The organism is Williamsia maris, assembly GCF_024171815.1.
GTDB lineage: Bacteria > Actinomycetota > Actinomycetes > Mycobacteriales > Mycobacteriaceae > Williamsia_A > Williamsia_A maris.
Genome location: NZ_JAMTCJ010000001.1, coordinates 86,873 through 104,623, shown reverse-complemented (window position 1 = coordinate 104,623; position 17,751 = coordinate 86,873). Strand labels below are relative to the sequence as shown.

17 protein-coding genes are annotated in these 17,751 nt (G+C 69.3%); 4 read left to right on the top strand and 13 right to left on the bottom strand.

Annotated elements, in window-relative coordinates:
• Positions 1 to 2 precede the first annotated feature (2 nt).
• The 11 genes from LX13_RS00470 to LX13_RS00420 form a co-directional block, all read right to left on the bottom strand.
• Positions 3 to 1,349, bottom strand: coding sequence for a condensation domain-containing protein (locus tag LX13_RS00470; RefSeq protein ID WP_253659364.1), 1,347 nt, complete (start codon positions 1,347 to 1,349; stop codon positions 3 to 5).
• Positions 1,346 to 2,761 carry a condensation domain-containing protein gene (locus LX13_RS00465; protein ID WP_253659363.1) on the bottom strand — a complete coding sequence of 472 codons (1,416 nt, stop codon included), beginning with the start codon at positions 2,759 to 2,761 and terminating at the stop codon, positions 1,346 to 1,348. The genes LX13_RS00470 and LX13_RS00465 overlap by 4 nt, the downstream gene beginning before the upstream one ends.
• Positions 2,758 to 4,272: a condensation domain-containing protein gene (locus tag LX13_RS00460; RefSeq protein ID WP_253659362.1), complete on the bottom strand. Its 1,515-nt coding sequence runs from the start codon at positions 4,270 to 4,272 to the stop codon at positions 2,758 to 2,760. Before LX13_RS00460 ends, LX13_RS00465 begins: the two co-directional genes overlap by 4 nt.
• A gap of 246 nt (positions 4,273 to 4,518) precedes the next feature.
• On the bottom strand, positions 4,519 to 5,475 hold the full coding sequence (locus LX13_RS00455; protein WP_253659361.1) for an alpha/beta hydrolase: 957 nt from the start codon (positions 5,473 to 5,475) through the stop codon (positions 4,519 to 4,521).
• Between the two features lie 181 nt (positions 5,476 to 5,656).
• Entirely contained in the window at positions 5,657 to 6,928 is a 1,272-nt protein-coding gene (locus LX13_RS00450; RefSeq protein ID WP_253659360.1) for a glycosyltransferase, read from the bottom strand.
• Between the two features lie 4 nt (positions 6,929 to 6,932).
• Entirely contained in the window at positions 6,933 to 8,315 is a 1,383-nt protein-coding gene (locus LX13_RS00445) for a hypothetical protein (RefSeq protein ID WP_253659359.1), read from the bottom strand.
• Positions 8,316 to 8,355: 40 nt separating this feature from the next.
• On the bottom strand, positions 8,356 to 9,174 hold the full coding sequence (locus LX13_RS00440) for an ABC transporter permease (protein ID WP_253659358.1): 819 nt from the start codon (positions 9,172 to 9,174) through the stop codon (positions 8,356 to 8,358).
• Positions 9,171 to 10,163 carry an ATP-binding cassette domain-containing protein gene (locus tag LX13_RS00435; RefSeq protein ID WP_253660506.1) on the bottom strand — a complete coding sequence of 331 codons (993 nt, stop codon included), beginning with the start codon at positions 10,161 to 10,163 and terminating at the stop codon, positions 9,171 to 9,173. The genes LX13_RS00440 and LX13_RS00435 overlap by 4 nt, the downstream gene beginning before the upstream one ends.
• Positions 10,164 to 10,448: 285 nt before the next feature.
• The gene (locus tag LX13_RS00430; protein ID WP_253660505.1) at positions 10,449 to 11,081 is read right to left on the bottom strand and encodes a Maf family protein; all 633 of its coding nucleotides are present in this window, start codon (positions 11,079 to 11,081) and stop codon (positions 10,449 to 10,451) included.
• 13 nt (positions 11,082 to 11,094) lie between these two features.
• Positions 11,095 to 11,355: an acyl-CoA carboxylase subunit epsilon gene (locus LX13_RS00425; RefSeq protein ID WP_253659357.1), complete on the bottom strand. Its 261-nt coding sequence runs from the start codon at positions 11,353 to 11,355 to the stop codon at positions 11,095 to 11,097.
• The gene (locus tag LX13_RS00420; RefSeq protein WP_253659356.1) at positions 11,352 to 12,980 is read right to left on the bottom strand and encodes an acyl-CoA carboxylase subunit beta; all 1,629 of its coding nucleotides are present in this window, start codon (positions 12,978 to 12,980) and stop codon (positions 11,352 to 11,354) included. The genes LX13_RS00425 and LX13_RS00420 overlap by 4 nt, the downstream gene beginning before the upstream one ends.
• A 117-nt stretch (positions 12,981 to 13,097) precedes the next feature.
• Here LX13_RS00420 and LX13_RS00415 point away from each other — a divergent pair, with 117 nt between their 5' ends.
• Positions 13,098 to 13,910, top strand: coding sequence for a biotin--[acetyl-CoA-carboxylase] ligase (locus LX13_RS00415; protein ID WP_253659355.1), 813 nt, complete (start codon positions 13,098 to 13,100; stop codon positions 13,908 to 13,910).
• On the opposite strand, the gene LX13_RS00410 is transcribed toward LX13_RS00415, so the two are convergent.
• Positions 13,907 to 14,557, bottom strand: coding sequence for a DUF6069 family protein (locus LX13_RS00410; protein WP_253659354.1), 651 nt, complete (start codon positions 14,555 to 14,557; stop codon positions 13,907 to 13,909). The two genes, LX13_RS00415 and LX13_RS00410, sit on opposite strands and share 4 nt — an antisense overlap.
• A gap of 72 nt (positions 14,558 to 14,629) precedes the next feature.
• Between LX13_RS00410 and LX13_RS00405 the strand changes: the two genes are divergently transcribed.
• The 3 genes from LX13_RS00405 to LX13_RS00395 are packed head-to-tail and all read left to right on the top strand — an operon-like array spanning position 14,630 to position 17,143.
• Positions 14,630 to 15,145, top strand: coding sequence for a PH domain-containing protein (locus LX13_RS00405; RefSeq protein WP_253659353.1), 516 nt, complete (start codon positions 14,630 to 14,632; stop codon positions 15,143 to 15,145).
• Positions 15,142 to 15,819: a response regulator transcription factor gene (locus LX13_RS00400; protein WP_253659352.1), complete on the top strand. Its 678-nt coding sequence runs from the start codon at positions 15,142 to 15,144 to the stop codon at positions 15,817 to 15,819. The genes LX13_RS00405 and LX13_RS00400 overlap by 4 nt, the downstream gene beginning before the upstream one ends.
• A gap of 7 nt (positions 15,820 to 15,826) precedes the next feature.
• A complete protein-coding gene (locus LX13_RS00395) occupies positions 15,827 to 17,143 on the top strand; it encodes a sensor histidine kinase (RefSeq protein WP_253659351.1) in 1,317 nt (438 codons plus the stop codon).
• 33 nt (positions 17,144 to 17,176) lie between these two features.
• Here LX13_RS00395 and LX13_RS00390 read toward each other — a convergent pair whose 3' ends face one another.
• Positions 17,177 to 17,749 (bottom strand): GtrA family protein, encoded by a 573-nt coding sequence (locus LX13_RS00390; RefSeq protein WP_253659350.1) that lies wholly within the window; start codon positions 17,747 to 17,749, stop codon positions 17,177 to 17,179.
• Between the last annotated feature and the right edge of the window lie 2 nt (positions 17,750 to 17,751).

Sequence of the window (17,751 nt, the reverse complement as noted above, 5' to 3'; positions counted from 1 at the left end):
GCTCAGACGGGTGAGGTGAGCAGCGACGCGTGACCGTGCCGCAGCTGATCGGTGGCGATCCGGATCAGGTCGTCGACCAGCGTGTGCACCACCGTCGCGGCGGTCTCGGTGTCGGGGAAACGGGCGCGCAGGTGCACGCCGTTCTCGTCCCGCCAGAACCAGAGCTGCAACGTGTCGGCGCGGCCGTCGCTCGAGACGTGGTGGACGTTCATCGTCGGCAGTCCGTCGAAACGCCGGTAGTCCAGGTACGACACCATGAACACGTCGTGCCGGGTCTTGCGCAACCGGTGCCCGAACGTGCCGTACACCGTGGTCAGGTCCACCTCGGCGAGTGGCAGGGCCGCGGCCAGGGCATCGGTGGCCGACCGCATCGCCGAGACGAGATCGTTCGACGCGTCGAGGACCAGTGGCGCGTTCGCGACGAACCAGCCGACCGACCGCGACCAGGTGTCGGTACGCCGGGTGTGCACCGGCAGGATCAACGGCAGCTTCTCCGGACCGCCGAGATCGCGGGTGGCCAACGCCAGACAGGCCAACAGGGCAGGGTAGAAGCGGATCCCGCGCTCGGCGGCGGACGCGGAGAACGTCGCGGCGTCCTCGGCCGACAGGACGGTCTCGACGTGGATGCGTGCGGCCGCGAACTCGCCCTCGGCCACCCCGAGATCGATGGGGAACTCCGGGACGTGCCAGTCGGTGGCGGACAGGAAGTCGTTCCAGCCGACGATCCGGGCGTCGCTGTCGGACAACTCGCCGCACGCCTCGGCGGCCTGGTGCTCGAGGAAACTACCGGCCGGACGCAGGGCCTCGCCGCGGTAGGCGTCGGTGAGGTCCTCGGCGATCACGGCGAGGGAGTGCGCGTCGACGTAACAGTGGTCGAACGCGCAGATGATCGTCGTGGTGTCGCCGTGTTCGAGTGCGGCGAGGACGTGCGAGGCGGGGGACAGTGCGGTGCACCCGTCCACGATGGTCGAGGAGATGAGTTCTTTGCAGGTCGCGGCGTCGACGTGTTCGACGGTCTCCGCCGCCGACACCGTCAGACCGCCGGGTGCGTGCAGCAGTCGGCGCACGTCGCCGTCATCGTCGGTGACGAAGTGCGCGCGCAGCACCTCATGGTGGTCCAGAACGGTCTCGAACGCATGCTGCACGGCCACGAGATCCGGTGCGGGCGAGTCGATGTCGAAGGTGACGGCAAGCCAGCCCGAGGCGCCGTCGGCGACCGCGTCGAGGTGGAACCGCTCGTTCTCTGACGGACCGGTGGCGTGCCGGACCGCGACACCCGAGGCCGTTGTCGCCCACCGGTGCAGACGTCCGGCCGGGACGTCGAGGTTGGCGAAGGTGGTCAGTTTCATCGGTCACCCACCGTGGTCGGCACGAGGTCGGCGCGCGAGGCGTGTTCGGCGAGAACGGCACCGACGCGGTCGTGGAGTTCGGTCACCGAGGCGCGGGCGGCGGCGGTGTCGGGCAGGTGTGACAGCAGACGGAGACCGTCGCTGTTCCGGTTGATCCAGAGGTTGGCGTTGCGGGTGCGGCCGACGCCCGGGATGACCTGACCGCCCGCGATCTCCGGCGAGGTCTCGTCGGCGAGTCGCCGGAAGTCGAGGTAGGACACCATCTGTGGGCTCCCGTCGTCCGGGACGAATTCGCCCTGCGCGGCGAGCAGTCCCAGCACCGCATGCACCGGAACGGCTTTGAGGTCACGGGTGCGGCGCACCGCGTCGGAGGCGATCAGTACGAGATCGTCGAAGTCGTCACCGGCGTCGGCCCGGAAGGCCACGGGCGCGAAGGTGCACAGCCATCCCTGTGTGCCGGGGAGTTCCGGATCGCGGGTGGAGAGGACCGTAGACGTGAAATAGGCGGGGTCGCCGGTGATCTCGTACTCCGCCCGGGCCAGCGCGGCGAACAGGAGGCCGAGCAGCGAACCGCCCAGTGCCCGCGCGCGACGCTCGCATGCGGCGGTCGCGTCGGCGGAGGCGAGGGGACGGTCGATGGCGATCGCGTCGAGGGTGCCCGGTCCCGTCAGACCCAGGTCGAGCTTGGATCGCGGCACGGTCCGTCCGTGGTCGGCGAGGATCGACCGCCACGTCTCGACCCGCGGGTCGTCGGGCGACACCTGCGCGGCCCGGGCGTATTCGTCGGCGATGTAGTCGAGATGGCTGCCTGCGGCGAGAAGGTGTGCGGCGGTGCCGTTTCGATGCGCCCGGTACCGCTCGAAGAGCTCGCCGAGGGCACCGATGGACGCGGTCCCGTCGGTGTGCGAGTGATCGGACACGACGTAGAACCCGAACGAGTCACCGGCGTCGACCGCACCGAAGACGACCCCGGGCAGTCGGTCGTGGACCGCCTCGGAGTCGATGCGGGTGTGCAGACGGTCGATGAGCGTGGCGTGATCGCCGGACGGCCCGGTGCCGACGGTGTCGAACTCGATGCTGTCGGGGTCGGCGACCCGCCGGACGATGGCGTCGTCCGACACCTCGAAGAAGCTACGGACCTCGTCGTGGGCACGGACGAAACCGGTGATCGCCGCTCGCATGGCCGCACGGTCCAGTGGCTCGTCGATGTCGGTCACCATCATCACCACGGCACGGTGCGGTGCGCCGGTGGCGCGCTTGGCCGTCGCCGCGACGAGGTGGTCACGCTGAAGGAACGAGGGACCCACCGGGTGTGTCGGTGCGCTCGCGGCGACGGCATCGCCGTCCCGGAGTCGCCACTCGACGAGTTCGCCTGCCGCGGGATCCCACCCCTGCAGCGTGCCCGCGATCACGACGTGAGGCCGCCCGGTTGCCCTCCCGGGGCAGACATCGCGGTCTCGACGTCGAATCCGGTGTCACCGGCCTCGACGATCTCGAGGAGTACATCGTTGAAGGTGCGCAGGAACCGGTGCACGTCGTTGGCGCCGGGGTGGTGGCTGGGGAACCGGGCCGAGAGGTTGGTGCCCGTCGGGATCCGGTTGATCCAGAAGTAGACCTCGTCCGACGACGCGCAGGCACTGCGGAGCACGCGGGCGTCGTGGGTGTCCCACTGGTCGGCGCCCTCGGCACCGCGGAGGTCGATGTAGGAGACGACGAACTGCGGCGGGGTGCGGTGCCCGATCAGGTCGGCGATCGGGTGGAACGGCACGGTGCCCAGGTCCTTGTACTCACGTGCGCACTCGGCGACCGGGCCGATGGCCTCGGAGAAGGTGCGTGCGGCCCCCGGACGCAGGTGGACCGGGATCAGGCCGACGAACCATCCGGCGGCCTCGCCCCACTGCAGCTCGGTCCGGGTGTGCACGGGACTGATGAAGCGCAGGTCCCCGGTGCCCGAGAGTCGGTGCGTGGTGATCGACAGTGCGGTGTAGATGCCTGCGGCCATGTTCGCGCCCGCCGCCTTGGAGGCGCGGTGGAACCGCTCGGTCTGCTCGGCGTCGAGCAGCCAGGTCGACAGACTGCCCTGGAAGCGTGAATGGGTGGTCTCGACCCGGGTGAGCGGACCGACCTGGGACTGCGACGCCGGCAGCGCACGCGGGAACGCGGGCATCGGGTCCGGCTGCGTGATCGACGTGGCGTCGGAGTGCGCCTGCAGGAAGTTCGCCCACCGGGTGACCTCGACGGTGTCGGCGGCCAGACGGGCACCGCTGGCCCGCTCGGCGTGGCTGAAGTCGAGGTAGCTGCCGAAGGTGGCGAGGGAGTCGTCGTGGCCCAGCAGTGCCGACTCGTAGAGCCGCGTGAGCTCCTTGATCGCGAACACCTGCGTGTAGGCGTCCATGACGGTGTGGTCGGCGCCGAACACCAGCAGGAACGATCCCGGGGTGTCCTCGGGCTCGACCGTCGTGACCAGGCAGTGCGGCCAGGCCAGCGGGCTGATGCGGGTGTTGAACAGCTCGTTGATGCGCTCGTAGACCGCGCTGCTGGTCGAGGGCTCCTCGTCCCGTGCGATCGCGATGCTCACCTTGTCGGCGGCGATGATGCGGCGTCCGAACTCGTCCTCGAGGTGGTTGGCGTCCACATCGGGGTGCCGGGTCACCGTCGAGCGGAACGCCTCGTGCCGGGCGAACCAGCGCTGCAGGGTCGCGGCCATGGCGTCGGCGCAGAGCGGGTGGTCGATCGTGAACGCGGTGCCGATCCACTGGCTGTACCACTCGTCGCCGACCTCGTGGGCGCGGCGTGCGTGCTCGAGGTGGACGTAGGACAGTCGGCGGTCGTCGTCGGCCCAGTCGTGGTCATCGGCGGCCGGCGTCCACTCGGTGACCGTTCCGGCCGGGAGTGGATAGTCGGCGAGCTCGGTGTACTCCATGGGGAGATCTCCTTACTGTCCTGGCACATTTCTGACCTGGCGCATTGACGATCCCCCCAGAGCCCCCGCTCCGCAGCCCTGTCGAAGGACTCCACTCCACACCAGACACTAACGTGATCGCCGTTGATTTTTTCGGTGTCGAGTGAGTATTTAGCCTGTGAAAGTCTCAGTGCGCAAGTGCCTGTGACCATCCGTCGGTAAATGTTGTCACCTATTACGTATCCGTCAACAGATCTTTGTTTACTGTTATCCGGTTACGCCCAAACCGCGCGAAAGCGTCGGCCAGCTGCGATGCATTTGGTCGTTCCAATAGGGCCAGGAATGCGATCCCCGCGCCTCGAAGTCGAAGGTCGCCGGAATCCGCTTGGCGGCGAGCGTGTCGGCGAGGCGGTGGGTGCAGAAGTTCGCGCCCGCCTCGATGGCGCCGCCCACGATCAGGCGGTCGGCGGGATTGGTGTTCCCGGGGTAGTTCGGTGCGTCGTAGGGCCCGGGCAGGCCGCTGCCGACCGAGACGTAGACGGCGGAGCCGCGGAGCCCGTTGGCGTGCAGCAGGACGTCGTGCGCGGCCCAGGCCGGGTTGTTCGGCGCACCCCACATGTTGGTCGCGTCGCCGCCGAAGGCCGCGACGATGGCGCGCGGGATGCCCTGCGAGACGATGTCGGCCGTCGAGTAGCAGCCGCTGTAGGACCCGACCGCCTTGAAGTACCCGGGCTTGCGCGCTGCGAGGGTCAGGGCGGAACCTGCACCCATCGACAGGCCGGCAACACCGTGAATCCCGTTGCCGGAGAACTGCTTGTCCAACAGGGGTGGCAGCTCGCGGGTCAGGAAGGTCTCCCAGCGGTAGCGCCCGAGCTTCGGATCGTCACGCTGCCAGTCGGTGTAGAAGCTGCCGTTGCCCGCGAGCGGGAGGGCCACCGTGACGTTCTTGTCGCGGAAGAAGGTGGCCGCGTCGGACTTGCGCAGCCACATGCTGTTGGTGGGGTCCTCCTCGCCGAGTCCGCTGAGCATCGTCAGCACCGGCCGGGGGCCGCGCGCGACGCTGGGGACGAGGACCTGGACCTTGATCGTCTTCGCCATCGACGCCGAGTACACGTAGACGCCGTACTGGGTCGGCCCTTCTCGGGCGACGCGTTCGATCGTCGAGACCGAGGGCGACGCGGCTGCGGTTGCAGACAGGGATGTGACGACGCACAATGATGTCATCGCTGCGATGACAAATGTCACAAAACGCCGTGATCGCAACGGCCGAGTCGAGTTCATCATCGGAGATGTCCCCGTTTCGCGGCTGATTCCTGAATGCATCAAATGTCCTTACGTGAGTTGAGGCACAGTCTCGCATAACCGATACGAACGCACGATCTCAGGATCCGAGGTGGACGGTACGTCACACCGTCTGCTCGAGTATTTCCGCTATTGCCGTGATGGCGTCCGCGGGGTCGATCATTAGTCGTGCAAATGTACGACTCCGCTGCGCGGTCCCCGGGTCGAGAATCCGGCGGATCAGGTCGGGCAGCACGTCGTTGTCGTCGGCGTGCCGGATCCCGCACGTGGCCCCCAGGCCGGCGTCGCTGATCGCGCGACCCCACATCGGTTGATCGGCGCTGAACGCAGCGATCAAGCTGGGGACACCCGCCCGCGCGCAGGCCCCGGTGGTGCCGGCGCCGCCGTGGTGGACCGCGGCGACGCATCGCGGCAGCACGAGCCCGTGGTCGACCGCGCCGACCACCAGCACCTCGGGACCGTCGAGACGCCCGGCGACGGCCTCGGCGTTCGGTCCCGCGCACAGCAGGACGCGGTGTCCCTGTGCACGGATCGTCTCGACGAGATGGGTGAAGGTTGTCGGGGCGTCGGCCAGCGGCATGCTGCCGAACCCGACGTACACCGGAGGCGGCCCCTGGTCGAGCCACGTCGACACCGTGTCGTCGGCGCTCGGATGATCGCGCGCGGGTGCGGGCGGTGTCACGAACCCCGTGAAGGGGCGCTGCGGCCCCCACTCGGCGGCGAGCGTCGGGAACAGGCCGGGGTCGTACGCCTGGATCTCCGGGCTGTCGGCGCTGCGGAGTCGGTTGCCGAGCGGCCCGGAGGCGGGGGCCATGCCCAATCGCTGTCGCAGGGCGACATCACCGCGTCGCGCCGAACCCCACCAGAAGGCGTGGTCGACGAGTCGCCAGACGGCCTCGCTGAGCACCGGTACCGCACGCAGCGCAGCGAGTGGTCCGAGAGGCACCGGAACGCTCCGGCTCGGCCGGACGGGGCAGTAGTGCAGGGGAACGAACCGGGCGCCCCGGTGCTCGGCGACCGTCGCACCGCGTTCCTGGCCCATCAGTCCGGTGACGACCAGGTCTGCTCCGTCGGCCATCTCGAGCAGTCGGTCGTCCATCGTGGCCGCCCCGAACTCGGTGACCTCGCGGATGGCTCGTGCGCGGGTGCGCGGGTTCGGTGACTTCAGGTCGCGTTTGATCAGCGGGGACCTGAGGAGGTCGTCGGTGTCGGGGGCGAACATCTGCGCGTCGACACCGTGGCCGCGGGCGAAGTCGACGAGGTTCTCCGGGACGCCGACGACCACCTCGTGGCCCCGCGACGTCATCTCCAGAGCCACGGCGATGCCCGGCTGGACGTCACCCCGACTGCCGTTGAGCGCCAGCGCGAGTCTCATCCGATCACCACTCCCGCGGTGTCAGGGACCATCGGGCCAGCTCGGCGTGCAGGATCGGCGACAGCGAGGTGCGCCCCAGGCCGTCGGGATCCAGCCCGATCACCGACACCGTCGTGGTCTGGCCGGTGTCGTTGACCCAGGCGGCCAGGCCGCCCCGCAGCTCCCGCAGACGGGCCGTGCTGATCGCCTGGGTGGTCGACCGGGTCACGATCCCGTCGGCCCGGTTGGGATCGCCGAGCCCGGCCAGGTGGTCGTCGAGGGAGCCCAGGTTCGAGGCGAGTGCCAACGGGGTGGTCGCCCCCTTGCTCAGCGCGGCCACGGCGCGGTCGCCGAGGGCCTGCATCATCGGCTGCAGCCGCACGAACGTGCCCGGGCGGGCGGTGCGCTGGGCGTAGACGTCCTTCGACAACGCGCGGATGGTCGCCAGGTCCTTGTCGCGGGCCGCCGAGGCCGGGACATCCAGCGACAAACCGAGCGTGGCGTTGGCCCGGTCGTCGGGAACGCCGCCGCGCAACGACATCGGGATCGAGATCCGGACGACGTCGTCGTCACCGGCACGGCCACCCGCGACGAGCATCCCGACCACGATCGCGATGAACAGGGTGTTCGACGAGCCGCCGGACGCGGCGGCCACCGCCGCCCACTGCTCGGTCGGGACGCCGACGATGCACACCGGGGCCAACGCGACGTGGTCGTCGGGCGCGGCGTCGGGATCCCGGGGGACCACCCGGCTGGTCCGTGCCGACAGCGGGGCCTGCCCGGTGCGGTCGTCGTTGCCGTCGGACGGTGATCCGGCGGTGCGTGCGGAGATCGCGCCGCGCGCCAGGGCAACGAGGTTGCTGGTGATGGCGCCTGCCTGCGTCGCGGCGTCGACGGCCTGTTCGATCAGCCCCGGCGACCGGGCTGCGAACGAGGTGGCGGCGGTGGTGTCGAGGGCGGCGCGTACGGCGTCGATCACCGCGGAGCCGTCGCCGGCCGCGTGCGCGACGCACAGCGAGACGACCGCGCCCCCGGAGGCCAGCGGTGCCGAGCGGAGTTCCCAGACCGGGCCCTCGGTCAGATCGAGCGGTCGCGACGCGGCCGCGTCGATCCACGCGACCACCGCTCCCTCGGCGACGGGCTCGGTGTCGGCCACCCGACGGCCCGACGCGGCCCCGGCGCCGACCCAGTGATCCCGTACGAGCGGGAGGCCGGTCCGTCGGAGCAGCCGTCCGAGCCGACCCGACGCCAACCGACCGAACAGCTGCTCCAGCTCGCGCTCATCCGGTGCCGACGTCAGACGCCAGGCGATCTGGTTGACGACGGGCACACCCAGGGCGCGGTCCATCCTGATGAACAGGTCGTCGTCGGCGGTGGTGCGCAGCACGGGTGGTGTGCGGTCGGGCACGTCGTTCCTCCAGCGTCGAGGGCGTCGGTGGGCGCGCTCGTCAGAGCTTGCGCAGGTAGATGCGCACGGTGAGCGGTGTCGCGATCGCCATGATCAGCAGCGAACCGAGAACCGAGTAGACGAGGTGGTGGTCGACCTGTCCCTCGTTGGAGAGCAGACGCACCGCGGAGATCAGCTGCGAGAGCGGGTTGACCTCGGCGATCGGCCGCAGCCACCCGGGCAGGGTGCTGGTGGGGACGAACGCGTTGGACGTGAAACCCAGGATGGTGAGCAGCAGTGCTGAGAAACCCTGCACGGCCGAGGCTTTCGTCAGTACGACCCCCATCAGGGCGAACACCCAGCTCAACGCGAACGCCGAGAACACGACCAGGGCCGCCGAGGCGAGCACCCCCAGCGGGCTCGCCGGTCGGTATCCCATCGCCACGCCGGCGATGACGGTGATGACCACCGCGATCAGGTACCGCAGGTTCGCGGCCACCAGTCCGCCCGCCAACGGTGCGATGCGCGAGATCGGCATCGACACGAAGCGATCGAGCATGCCCTTGTCGATGTCCTCACGCAGTTGGATGCCTACGACGACGGTCGAGGTGATCGCCACGTTGACCAGCACGCCGGGGATCAGGGTGGGGAGGTACGTCGTCACGTCGCCGGCGATGACACCGCCGAAGATGCTGCCGAACAACACGGTGTAGATGATCGGCACGATGATGACGTCGACCAACAGCTGCGGGGAGTGCTTGAACTTGAGCAGGCCGCGTCGCGCCAACGTGGCGGTGTCGCGGACGGCCTTGCCCGCACTGATGGTCTCGGTGACCGTCGCCGTGGGGATCGCCGCGAACACGTTCTCGGTCGATGTCATTTCTGGCTCCGGTCTTCGGTGAGGGCGAGGAAGACCTCGTCGAGCGAGGGCGAGTGGACGCCGAACTCGCCGACGGTGATCCGGCGTGCGGACAGGGCCGCGATGACCTGTGCCGCGCGGGCGGAGTCGGGGACCGGTGCGGTGAGCTCACCGGTGCGGCGGTCGATGTCCACCGAGTGGCCGAGGAGTTCCTGGATGGTCGCGGCGGCGGCCTGCGTGCTGCCGGGATCAGCGAGACGGATGGACAGCGAGAAGCTGCCGACCGACCGCTTGAGCGTCTCGGGCGTCCCGCGACCGACCACGCGGCCGTGGTCGATGACGACGAGGTGGTCGGCGAGCGCGTCCGCCTCGTCGAGGTACTGGGTGGTGAGGACGACGGTGGTCCCGGCGGCGACGACGTCGCGCACGATCTCCCACAGCTGTGTACGTGTGCGGGGGTCGAGCCCGGTGGTGGGTTCATCGAGGAACAGCAGTGCGGGGCGGTGGATCATGCTCGCCGCGAGGTCGAGGCGACGGCGCATGCCGCCGGAGAATCCCTGCACCGGGCGGGTCGCGGCGTCGGCGAGACCGAACTGGTCGACCAGCTCACGTGCCCGCGCGCGGGCCTGCGATCCCTTCAGGCCGAGCAGTCGACCGTAGATGTCGAGGTTCTCCAGCGCGGTGAGGTCGTTGTCGACCGACGCGTACTGACCGGTGAGCGAGATCAGGGAGCGGACGGCGGTGGAGTCCTTGGCCACGTCGCGGCCCAGGATCCGCACCTGGCCGGCGTCGGGCCGCAACAGTGTGGCCAACATCCGCACGATGGTCGTCTTGCCCGCACCGTTGGGGCCCAGCAGGCCCAGCACGGTGCCCTCCGGCACGACGAAGTCGACATCGTCGACCACCCGGTGCTCGCCGTAGGTCTTGGTGAGGCCGGACACCTCCACGGCGAGCGGACCGACGGGTCGGGGTCGCCTCGGTGGAGCCTGCTCGATCGGTGGCTGCCGCATGGGTGCCGGTCGAGCGGGTGCCGGTCGAGCGGGCGCCTGCCGCACGGGTGCGACAGGGGGCGCGAACGTCTCCTGCGGTGCGAAGACGAAACCGTCGGACGTGTCCGCCGCGTCGTCGTCGCGTCGAGAATGTCGTCCGAGACGCTGTTCGGTCATGACTCGCTTTCCCCCGCGATGGTCGGCATCGGGCCGAATTGTGCGCTCGCTGCTGATCTCACCGACACAGGCTAGCGGCCCACGCCCATGCGCACCGTGCGCCACATCACCGACGCGGCCGGGGGACGCTCAGTGGGTCCAGAGCTCGGACAGATGTACGTCGAGTTCGGCGAGCAGTCGTCGGACGAGCGGGAGGCCGATACCGATGACCGAGGAGGGGTCGCCGTCGATGCCCTCGATCAGCCACCCGCCCAGACCGTCGAGCGTGAACCCGCCCGCGACCTCGAGCGGTTCACCCGAGGCGACGTAGGCGTCGATGGTCGCCTCGTCGACATCGGCGAATCGCACCACCGTGGACGACACCGCCTGCGCGTGGCCGTCCGGTGATCCCGGGGTCACCCGGATGACGCAGTGGCCCGTGAGCAGCTGCGCCGACCGTCCCCGCACCGACATCCACTGCGCGCGTGCGACATCGGCGGTGTGCGGCTTGCCGGTCAGCCGGCCGTCGACGAGAAGCATCGAGTCGCAGCCGATCACGACGACGTCGGCGGCGATCTCCGGATCGTCTGCGACGGTGGCACGGACCGCCTGCGCCTTGGCCGCGGCGAGCGCGGCGACGACCTGTTCGGGATGCGCATCGACACCGAGACCCGCCGCGACGGCGTCCTCGTCGACATCGGAGACACGGACGACCGGTGCGATCCCGGCCGCCCGCAACACCTTCAGTCGGGCCGGCGACGCCGATCCGAGGACGACCTGGATCGGCGTCGACGACTCAGTAACCGAACCTCAGGTTGACGAAGTTCAGGGGCGCGAGCGGCTCCGCGGGACGGAGCCGGTCGGTCGGGGTGCCCCACAGGTCGCGCGGACCAGAGGCGGGCGCCTCGCCCGAGCCGGTCGCGGCGGCCAACACGGCCACGATGCTCGCCACGTCCTCGTCGGAGGGGTTCCCCTTCACGATCCGGAACACCGGCGCGGACTGCGTTGTCGCGTCGGCCTCGGATGCGGTGGTCTGTTCGTCGTCCGCCGCGGTCACAGCGGGATGTTCCCGTGCTTCTTGGGCGGGACGGTGACCATCTTGCGCTCGAGCAGTTTGAGCGCGGTCGCGATCTGTCCGCGGGTGTGCGACGGCGGGATGACCGCGTCGACGTAGCCGCGCTCGGCGGCGACGTACGGGTTGACCAGCGTGTCCTCGTACTCCTGCTGCAGCTCGAGGCGCAGGGCGTCGACGTCCTCGCCGTTGGCCGCGGCCTCCTTGAGCTTGCCGCGGTAGACGAAACCGACCGCACCCGAGGCGCCCATCACGGCGATCTGGGCGGTGGGCCACGCGAGGTTGACGTCGGCGCCCATGTGCTTGGACCCCATGACGTCGTACGCGCCGCCGTACGCCTTGCGGGTGATGACGGTGATCTTGCCGACGGTGGCCTCGCCGTACGCGTACAGCAGCTTCGCGCCCCGTCGGATGATGCCGTTGTATTCCTGCTCGGTGCCGGGCAGGAAGCCGGGCACGTCGACCAGGGTGACGATCGGGATGTTGAAGCAGTCGCAGGTGCGGACGAACCGCGCCGCCTTCTCCGAGGCGTTGATGTCGAGACACCCGGCGAACTGCGTGGGCTGGTTCGCCACGATGCCCACGCTGCGACCGTCGACGCGGCCGAATCCGACGATGACGTTCCCGGCGTAGCCGGACTGCACCTCGAGGAACTCGTCGTCGTCGAGGATCCGCGCGATGACCTCGTGCATGTCGTAGGGCTGGTTGGGCGAATCCGGGATGAGGGTGTCGAGCTCGAGGTCCTCGTCGGTCAGGGTGTCCTCGATCGAGCCGGCCGCGGGAACGGCGACCGGGAGACGGGGCGCCTCGGCGCGGTTGTTGCTCGGCAGATAACCGAGGAGGTCCTTGACGTAGTCGAGGGCGTCCTCCTCGTCGGTGGCGACGTAGTGCGCGGTACCGGACTTCGACATGTGCGTCTGCGCGCCGCCGAGGTCTTCCATCGTGACGTCCTCGCCGGTGACGGTCTTGATCACGTCGGGGCCGGTGATGAACATCTGGCTCGTCTTGTCGACCATCACGACGAAGTCGGTGAGGGCGGGGGAGTAGACGTGTCCGCCCGCGGCCGCACCGAGGATCAGCGAGATCTGCGGGATGACACCCGAGGCACGGACGTTGCGGTGGAAGATCTCGCCGTACAGCCCCAGCGAGACGACACCCTCCTGGATGCGGGCGCCTGCACCGTCGTTGATGCCGATCAGCGGCCGGCCGGTCTTGATCGCCAGGTCCATCACCTTGACGATCTTCTCGCCGTAGACCTCGCCGAGGCTGCCGCCGAAGACGGTGGAGTCCTGGCTGAACACGCAGACCTCGCGGCCGTCGACGGTGCCGTATCCGGTGACCACGCCGTCGCCGACCGGGCGGCGCTCGGCCAATCCGAAATTCGTGCTGCGGTGGCGGGCGAGTGCGTCGAGTTCGACGAACGACCCCTCGTCGAGCAGATGGGTGATCCGCTCGCGCGCGGTGAGCTTTCCCTTCGCGTGGGTCTTCTCGACCGCGTCCTCGCCGACGGGATGCTCTGCCTCGGCCAGGCGACCACGCAGGTCAGCGAGCTTTCCGGCGGTGGTGTGGATGTCTGGCGCGCTGTCTGCGTCGCGCGAGGCTGTTGTCATGGCATCGATGCTAACGAGCGTGCGCTCGGTCGTGCCTACCGGCCCAACCTGAGTGTTGTCTCATGTTTGCCGATCCGGGCCGTCCGGCGGCGTCGGTGACGGCCCTACGCTGACCGCATGACGTCGCACCCCGATCCCCGCGCCCTCGACCCGGAACTGATCGGTCGGGCGGCGGGGCCGTCGTGGCGTTCGATCGAGGTGGTGGCGCAGACGGGGTCGACCAACGCCGATCTGGTGGCTCGATGTGTCGACACCGACGCCGTCGGACAGGTGCTCATCGCCGACCACCAGGTGTCCGGGCGCGGACGTCACGGACGTGTCTGGTCGTCCCCACCGGGCGCGCAGTTGGCGATGTCGGCGGCGGTCGGCTCCGGCGGGGCGGCGGCCGCCGGGGTCCTCGGATGGCTGCCCCTGCTGACCGGAGTCGCCGCGGTGCGCGCTATCCGGACGGTCACCGGGGTCGACGCCGTGCTCAAGTGGCCGAACGACGTGCTGGTGGACGGGTCGAAGGTCGCGGGCATCCTCGCCGAGTTGGCGCACGGCACCCATCCGGCGGTGGTCATCGGGCTCGGCATCAACACCGGTCTGCAGGTCGCCGACCTACCGGTACCCACGGCGACGTCGCTGAACCTGCACACCGACACCCCGGTGGACCGATCCGCGCTCGCCGGCGCGGTGCTCGCCGAACTCGCCGAGGGGGTGCGGTCGTGGCCGGACGACATCGCCGCCCTGACCGCGGCCTATCGCGAGGTGTGCGCCACCATCGGCGCCCGGGTCCGGATGGAACTACCGGGGGACCGGTCGATCGTCGGGATCGCCCGTGACGTCGACGAGTTCGGTCGGATCGTCGTGCTGGCCGACGGGGCGGATCACCCCACCGCGCTGGCCGCCGGCGACGTCACTCATCTCCGGGCGATCCGGACCGACTAGTACTCGAGGCTCTTCGAGCCCATCGCACGGACGAGGAACAGGATCGGCAGGCCGATCACGAGGTGCATCACCGCGGTGCCGATCGCCGAGGTCCACTCCTGTGAGAGCAGCAACGGCAGCAATACGGCCGCGACGATGAGCAGACCCACGATCCACCCGAAGAACTGATCCGGCGACGGTGTCGTCAGCTGCAGCACGTACCAGAGCGCACCCGCGAGCAGCGCGCACAGCGCCCCGACGACGGCGAACCAGTACTCGTCCTGCGCGACGGGGTTCCAGACCCCGAGCTTGCCGGTCTCGGTGATCCGCTGGCTGATGACGCGGATGATCCAGGCGACCAGCCAGGCCGCGAGCGCGGTCACGACCGCGGTGGCCAGTACGCCGCCCGCGAACAGGCCGGCGTTGATGCGGGGTCCGCGACGCGGCGGCTTGGGGGCGCGTGACCGGGACCGCTCGGCGGCAGGCGCCTGATAGGGATCGGCGGTCCGGCGACGGTCGTCGTAGTAGTTGTCGGCCGCATAGCGATCTCCGGCGTAGGAGTCCTTGCCGTACTGGGCCTGGCCGTACTGGTCGTTGCCGTACTGGTCTTGGTAGGGCTGCTGTTCGTACGCTCGTGTGCGCGGGTCTCGAGGATCGTTCGGGTACATCGGCACCTCCCTTTGACGCAGAGTGTAGCGAGTCACACCCAGGCGGCCCGACCTCTCGACTAACTTCTACGCATGGGGTATCCGGAGAACATCCTCGCCGAGGGCGAGCACGTGGTGCTGCACCGTCATCCCCACTGGAAGTGCCTGGTCCTCCCCACGATCGTGTTCCTGCTGGTCACAGCGGCGGCCGGCGTGGCGGGTGGCTACACCACCTCGTCGAGCCTGGACGGCACCGCCGAACTCGTCGTGTGGATCGTGATCGCGGTGGTGTGGCTGGCCCTGGTCGTCTGGTTCTTCCTGCGCCCACTGATCTCCTGGCGCACAACGCACTTCGTGCTGACCGACCGTCGGGTGACGTTCCGCAACGGCATCCTCACCCGCTCCGGCATCGACATCCCGCTGCAGCGCATCAACTCCGTCGAGTTCCGGCACGGACTCGTCGACCGCATGCTGCGCACCGGGACGCTCATCATCGAGTCCGCATCGGACGACCCGCTGTCCTTCGACGACATCCCGCAGGTCGAGAAGGTGCACTCGTTGCTCTACCACGAGGTGTTCGACCGGGGCGACGGTAACGTGAAAACGTGACGGACGTACTGCTGGCCGAAGACGACGAGGCGATCGCGGGCCCCCTGGCCCGGGCGCTCACCCGTGAGGGCTACGGGTGCGAGATCGTGACCACCGGCCCGGACGCCCTCGAGCGGTCCAAGGACACCCGGTTCGAGCTGCTCGTGCTGGACCTCGGACTGCCCGACATGGACGGACTCGAGGTCTGCCGTCGGGTGCGCGCCGCCCGTCCGCAACTCGCGGTGCTGATGCTGACCGCCCGTACCGACGAGGTCGACTTCGTGGTGGGTCTCGACGCGGGCGCGGACGACTACGTCGGCAAACCGTTCCGACTCGCCGAGTTGCTGGCCCGTGTCCGTGCGCTGCTGCGCCGCAAGCAGGGCGTCGACCTCGTCCTGGAGGCCGGTGACATCCACCTCGATGCCCGTGGGCGTCGGGTGCTCGTCGCAGGCAAGGACGCGACCCTGGCCAACCGCGAGTTCGACCTGCTGCGCTTCCTGATGGAACGCGGCGGCGAGGTCGTCAGCCGCGAGGAGATCCTCACCGAGGTGTGGGGATCGGCCGACCTGCGGTCGTCGAAGACCCTGGACATGCACGTGTCGTGGCTGCGCCGCAAGATCGGCGACGACCAGTCCGGCCGCAAGAAGCGCATCGTCACCGTCCGCGGTGTCGGCTTCCGATTCGATCCGGACTAGAGCGGCCGTGCGCAGGCGAATCCTGTTGTCGATGATCGCGATGGTGGTCGGGATCGGCCTGCTCCTGGGCCTGCCGCTGATGTTCACCGCCTGGTGGTGGGTCGACGATCTGGCTCATCAGGATCTCGATCAACGGCTCAAGCGTGTGTCGAGCGAGCTCATCGACCAGGAGGTGGCCGGCCGTGAGGGTCCGGCCTCGATCGACAGCGCCCCGTTCCGCCTGTTGCTCCCGGCGAACGGACGGCTCGAACTGCAGTACCCGGCCGCACCGGGGGAGACCGACCGCACCGAGATCGGTTCGCCCATCGGCGATTCGACGGTGAGCGAGTCGGTGAGCCTGGGTGACGCGGGCGCCATCACGATGGAGATCCCGCTGTCGCAGGTGCGCAGCAACCAGTGGACCGCCGTCGGTGTCGTCGCACTGGTGCTGACGATGTCGGTGGCCGCGGGTACGGCGGTCGCCGCGTTCACCGCCAAACGGCTGGCCGATCCGCTCGAGGAACTGGCCGAGCGAGCGTCGAGCATGGCCCAGGGCGACTTCCACTCGGCGTGGAAGGCCCACGGCATCGTCGAACTCGATCGCGTCTCCAGCGCGCTGGAGGTCGCGAACCGGGAGATCGCGCTCCGCCTCGAACGGGAGGGCGAGATCGTCGGCGAGGTGTCGCACCAACTGCGCAGTCGACTCACCGCCATCCAGCTCCGACTCGACGAGCTCTCCCTGCACGATGACGCCAACGTGGTCACCGAGGCCGAGGCCGCCCACGAGCAGGTCGAACGACTCAACCGTGAACTCGACGAACTGATCTCGGTGTCGCGCGACTCCGCGGTGGTGCCCAAGGGGCCGATCCCGGTGCAGTCGGCCATCGATCCGCTCGTCCGCGACTTCACCGACTCGTTCGCCCAGGAGGGCCGGTCGCTGGCGGTCACCTACGCCGGTGACACCACGGCGTGGTCGACACCGAGCCGTCTGCGTGAGGCGGTCAGCGTGCTCATCGACAACGCGCTGCGCCACGGTGACGGCGACACCCTCGTCGACGTCGCCGAGTTGTCCGGGGCCGGGATGCTGCGGGTGTCGGTGTCCGACGAAGGCTCCGGAGTCCCCGACGAGCTCGTCCCGCACATCTTCCGCCGCGGGTACTCCACCGGGGGATCGAGCGGGGTGGGGCTGTCGCTGGCTCGCGCCCTGATCGAGGCCGACGGCGGCCGCCTGGACCTGGCCGCACGCCGTCCGGCCACGTTCACCATCGTGGTGCCGACCGGGGAATCGGGCCCCTTGTCGGGACCGCGTGAGCGTCCGGTCGGTGCCGCGCGCGAACCCCGCTGAGGTTCTACGGGCCGGGCCTCACGAGCCGAGGTCTTACGAGACCGAGTCGGACTGCGAGGCGGGTTTGTTCTCGGGCAGCGTGACGTGGCCGGTGGCCAGCGCCTCGATCTCCTGGTCCTCGTGACCCTGCGTCTCCGGGAACGCGAACTTGCGCAGCGCCCAGAACCGGAACGCGAGCTGCAGGACGTTGCCGATGACGTAGCCGAGCACGAAGTCGATGACCACCAACTGGGCGACGCTGGCGTGGTTGCGCACGTCGAACAGGTTGTTGGCGATGAACAGCGGCGCCGCCTGCAGGATGACGCCCATCCCGCTGATGACGAAGAACAGCAGGACCTCGTGGTGCGTCTGACGACCACCACGGTTCTTGAAGGCCCATTCGCGGTTGAGGAAGTAACTCAGAACCGTCGCGAGGGTGCTCGCGATGACCTTCGCGACGACCGGCTTCTGCTCGAGAACCGACAGGCTCAGGCTGTAGAAGATCGCCATGTCGAAGATCATCGTGGACCCGCCGACGAGCGCGAACTTGATCAGTTCGTGATGACGGAGCGCCAGCCGCTGTACCGGCGCTGGGGTACGGGCCATCAACCCGTCGATGAACGACACAA

Excerpts from the sequence above, each read along its gene's own strand:
- LX13_RS00420 (WP_253659356.1), bottom strand. The coding sequence starts at position 12,980 with ATGACAACAGCCTCGCGCGACGCAGACAGCGCGCCAGACATCCACACC.
- LX13_RS00455 (WP_253659361.1), bottom strand. The coding sequence starts at position 5,475 with ATGACATCATTGTGCGTCGTCACATCCCTGTCTGCAACCGCAGCCGCG.
- LX13_RS00415 (WP_253659355.1), top strand. The coding sequence starts at position 13,098 with ATGACGTCGCACCCCGATCCCCGCGCCCTCGACCCGGAACTGATCGGT.
- LX13_RS00470 (WP_253659364.1), bottom strand. The coding sequence starts at position 1,349 with ATGAAACTGACCACCTTCGCCAACCTCGACGTCCCGGCCGGACGTCTG.
- LX13_RS00435 (WP_253660506.1), bottom strand. The coding sequence starts at position 10,163 with ATGCGGCAGCCACCGATCGAGCAGGCTCCACCGAGGCGACCCCGACCC.
- LX13_RS00405 (WP_253659353.1), top strand. The coding sequence starts at position 14,630 with ATGGGGTATCCGGAGAACATCCTCGCCGAGGGCGAGCACGTGGTGCTG.
- LX13_RS00450 (WP_253659360.1), bottom strand. The coding sequence starts at position 6,928 with ATGAGACTCGCGCTGGCGCTCAACGGCAGTCGGGGTGACGTCCAGCCG.
- LX13_RS00460 (WP_253659362.1), bottom strand. The coding sequence starts at position 4,272 with ATGGAGTACACCGAGCTCGCCGACTATCCACTCCCGGCCGGAACGGTC.
- LX13_RS00440 (WP_253659358.1), bottom strand. The coding sequence starts at position 9,174 with ATGACATCGACCGAGAACGTGTTCGCGGCGATCCCCACGGCGACGGTC.
- LX13_RS00410 (WP_253659354.1), bottom strand. The coding sequence starts at position 14,557 with ATGTACCCGAACGATCCTCGAGACCCGCGCACACGAGCGTACGAACAG.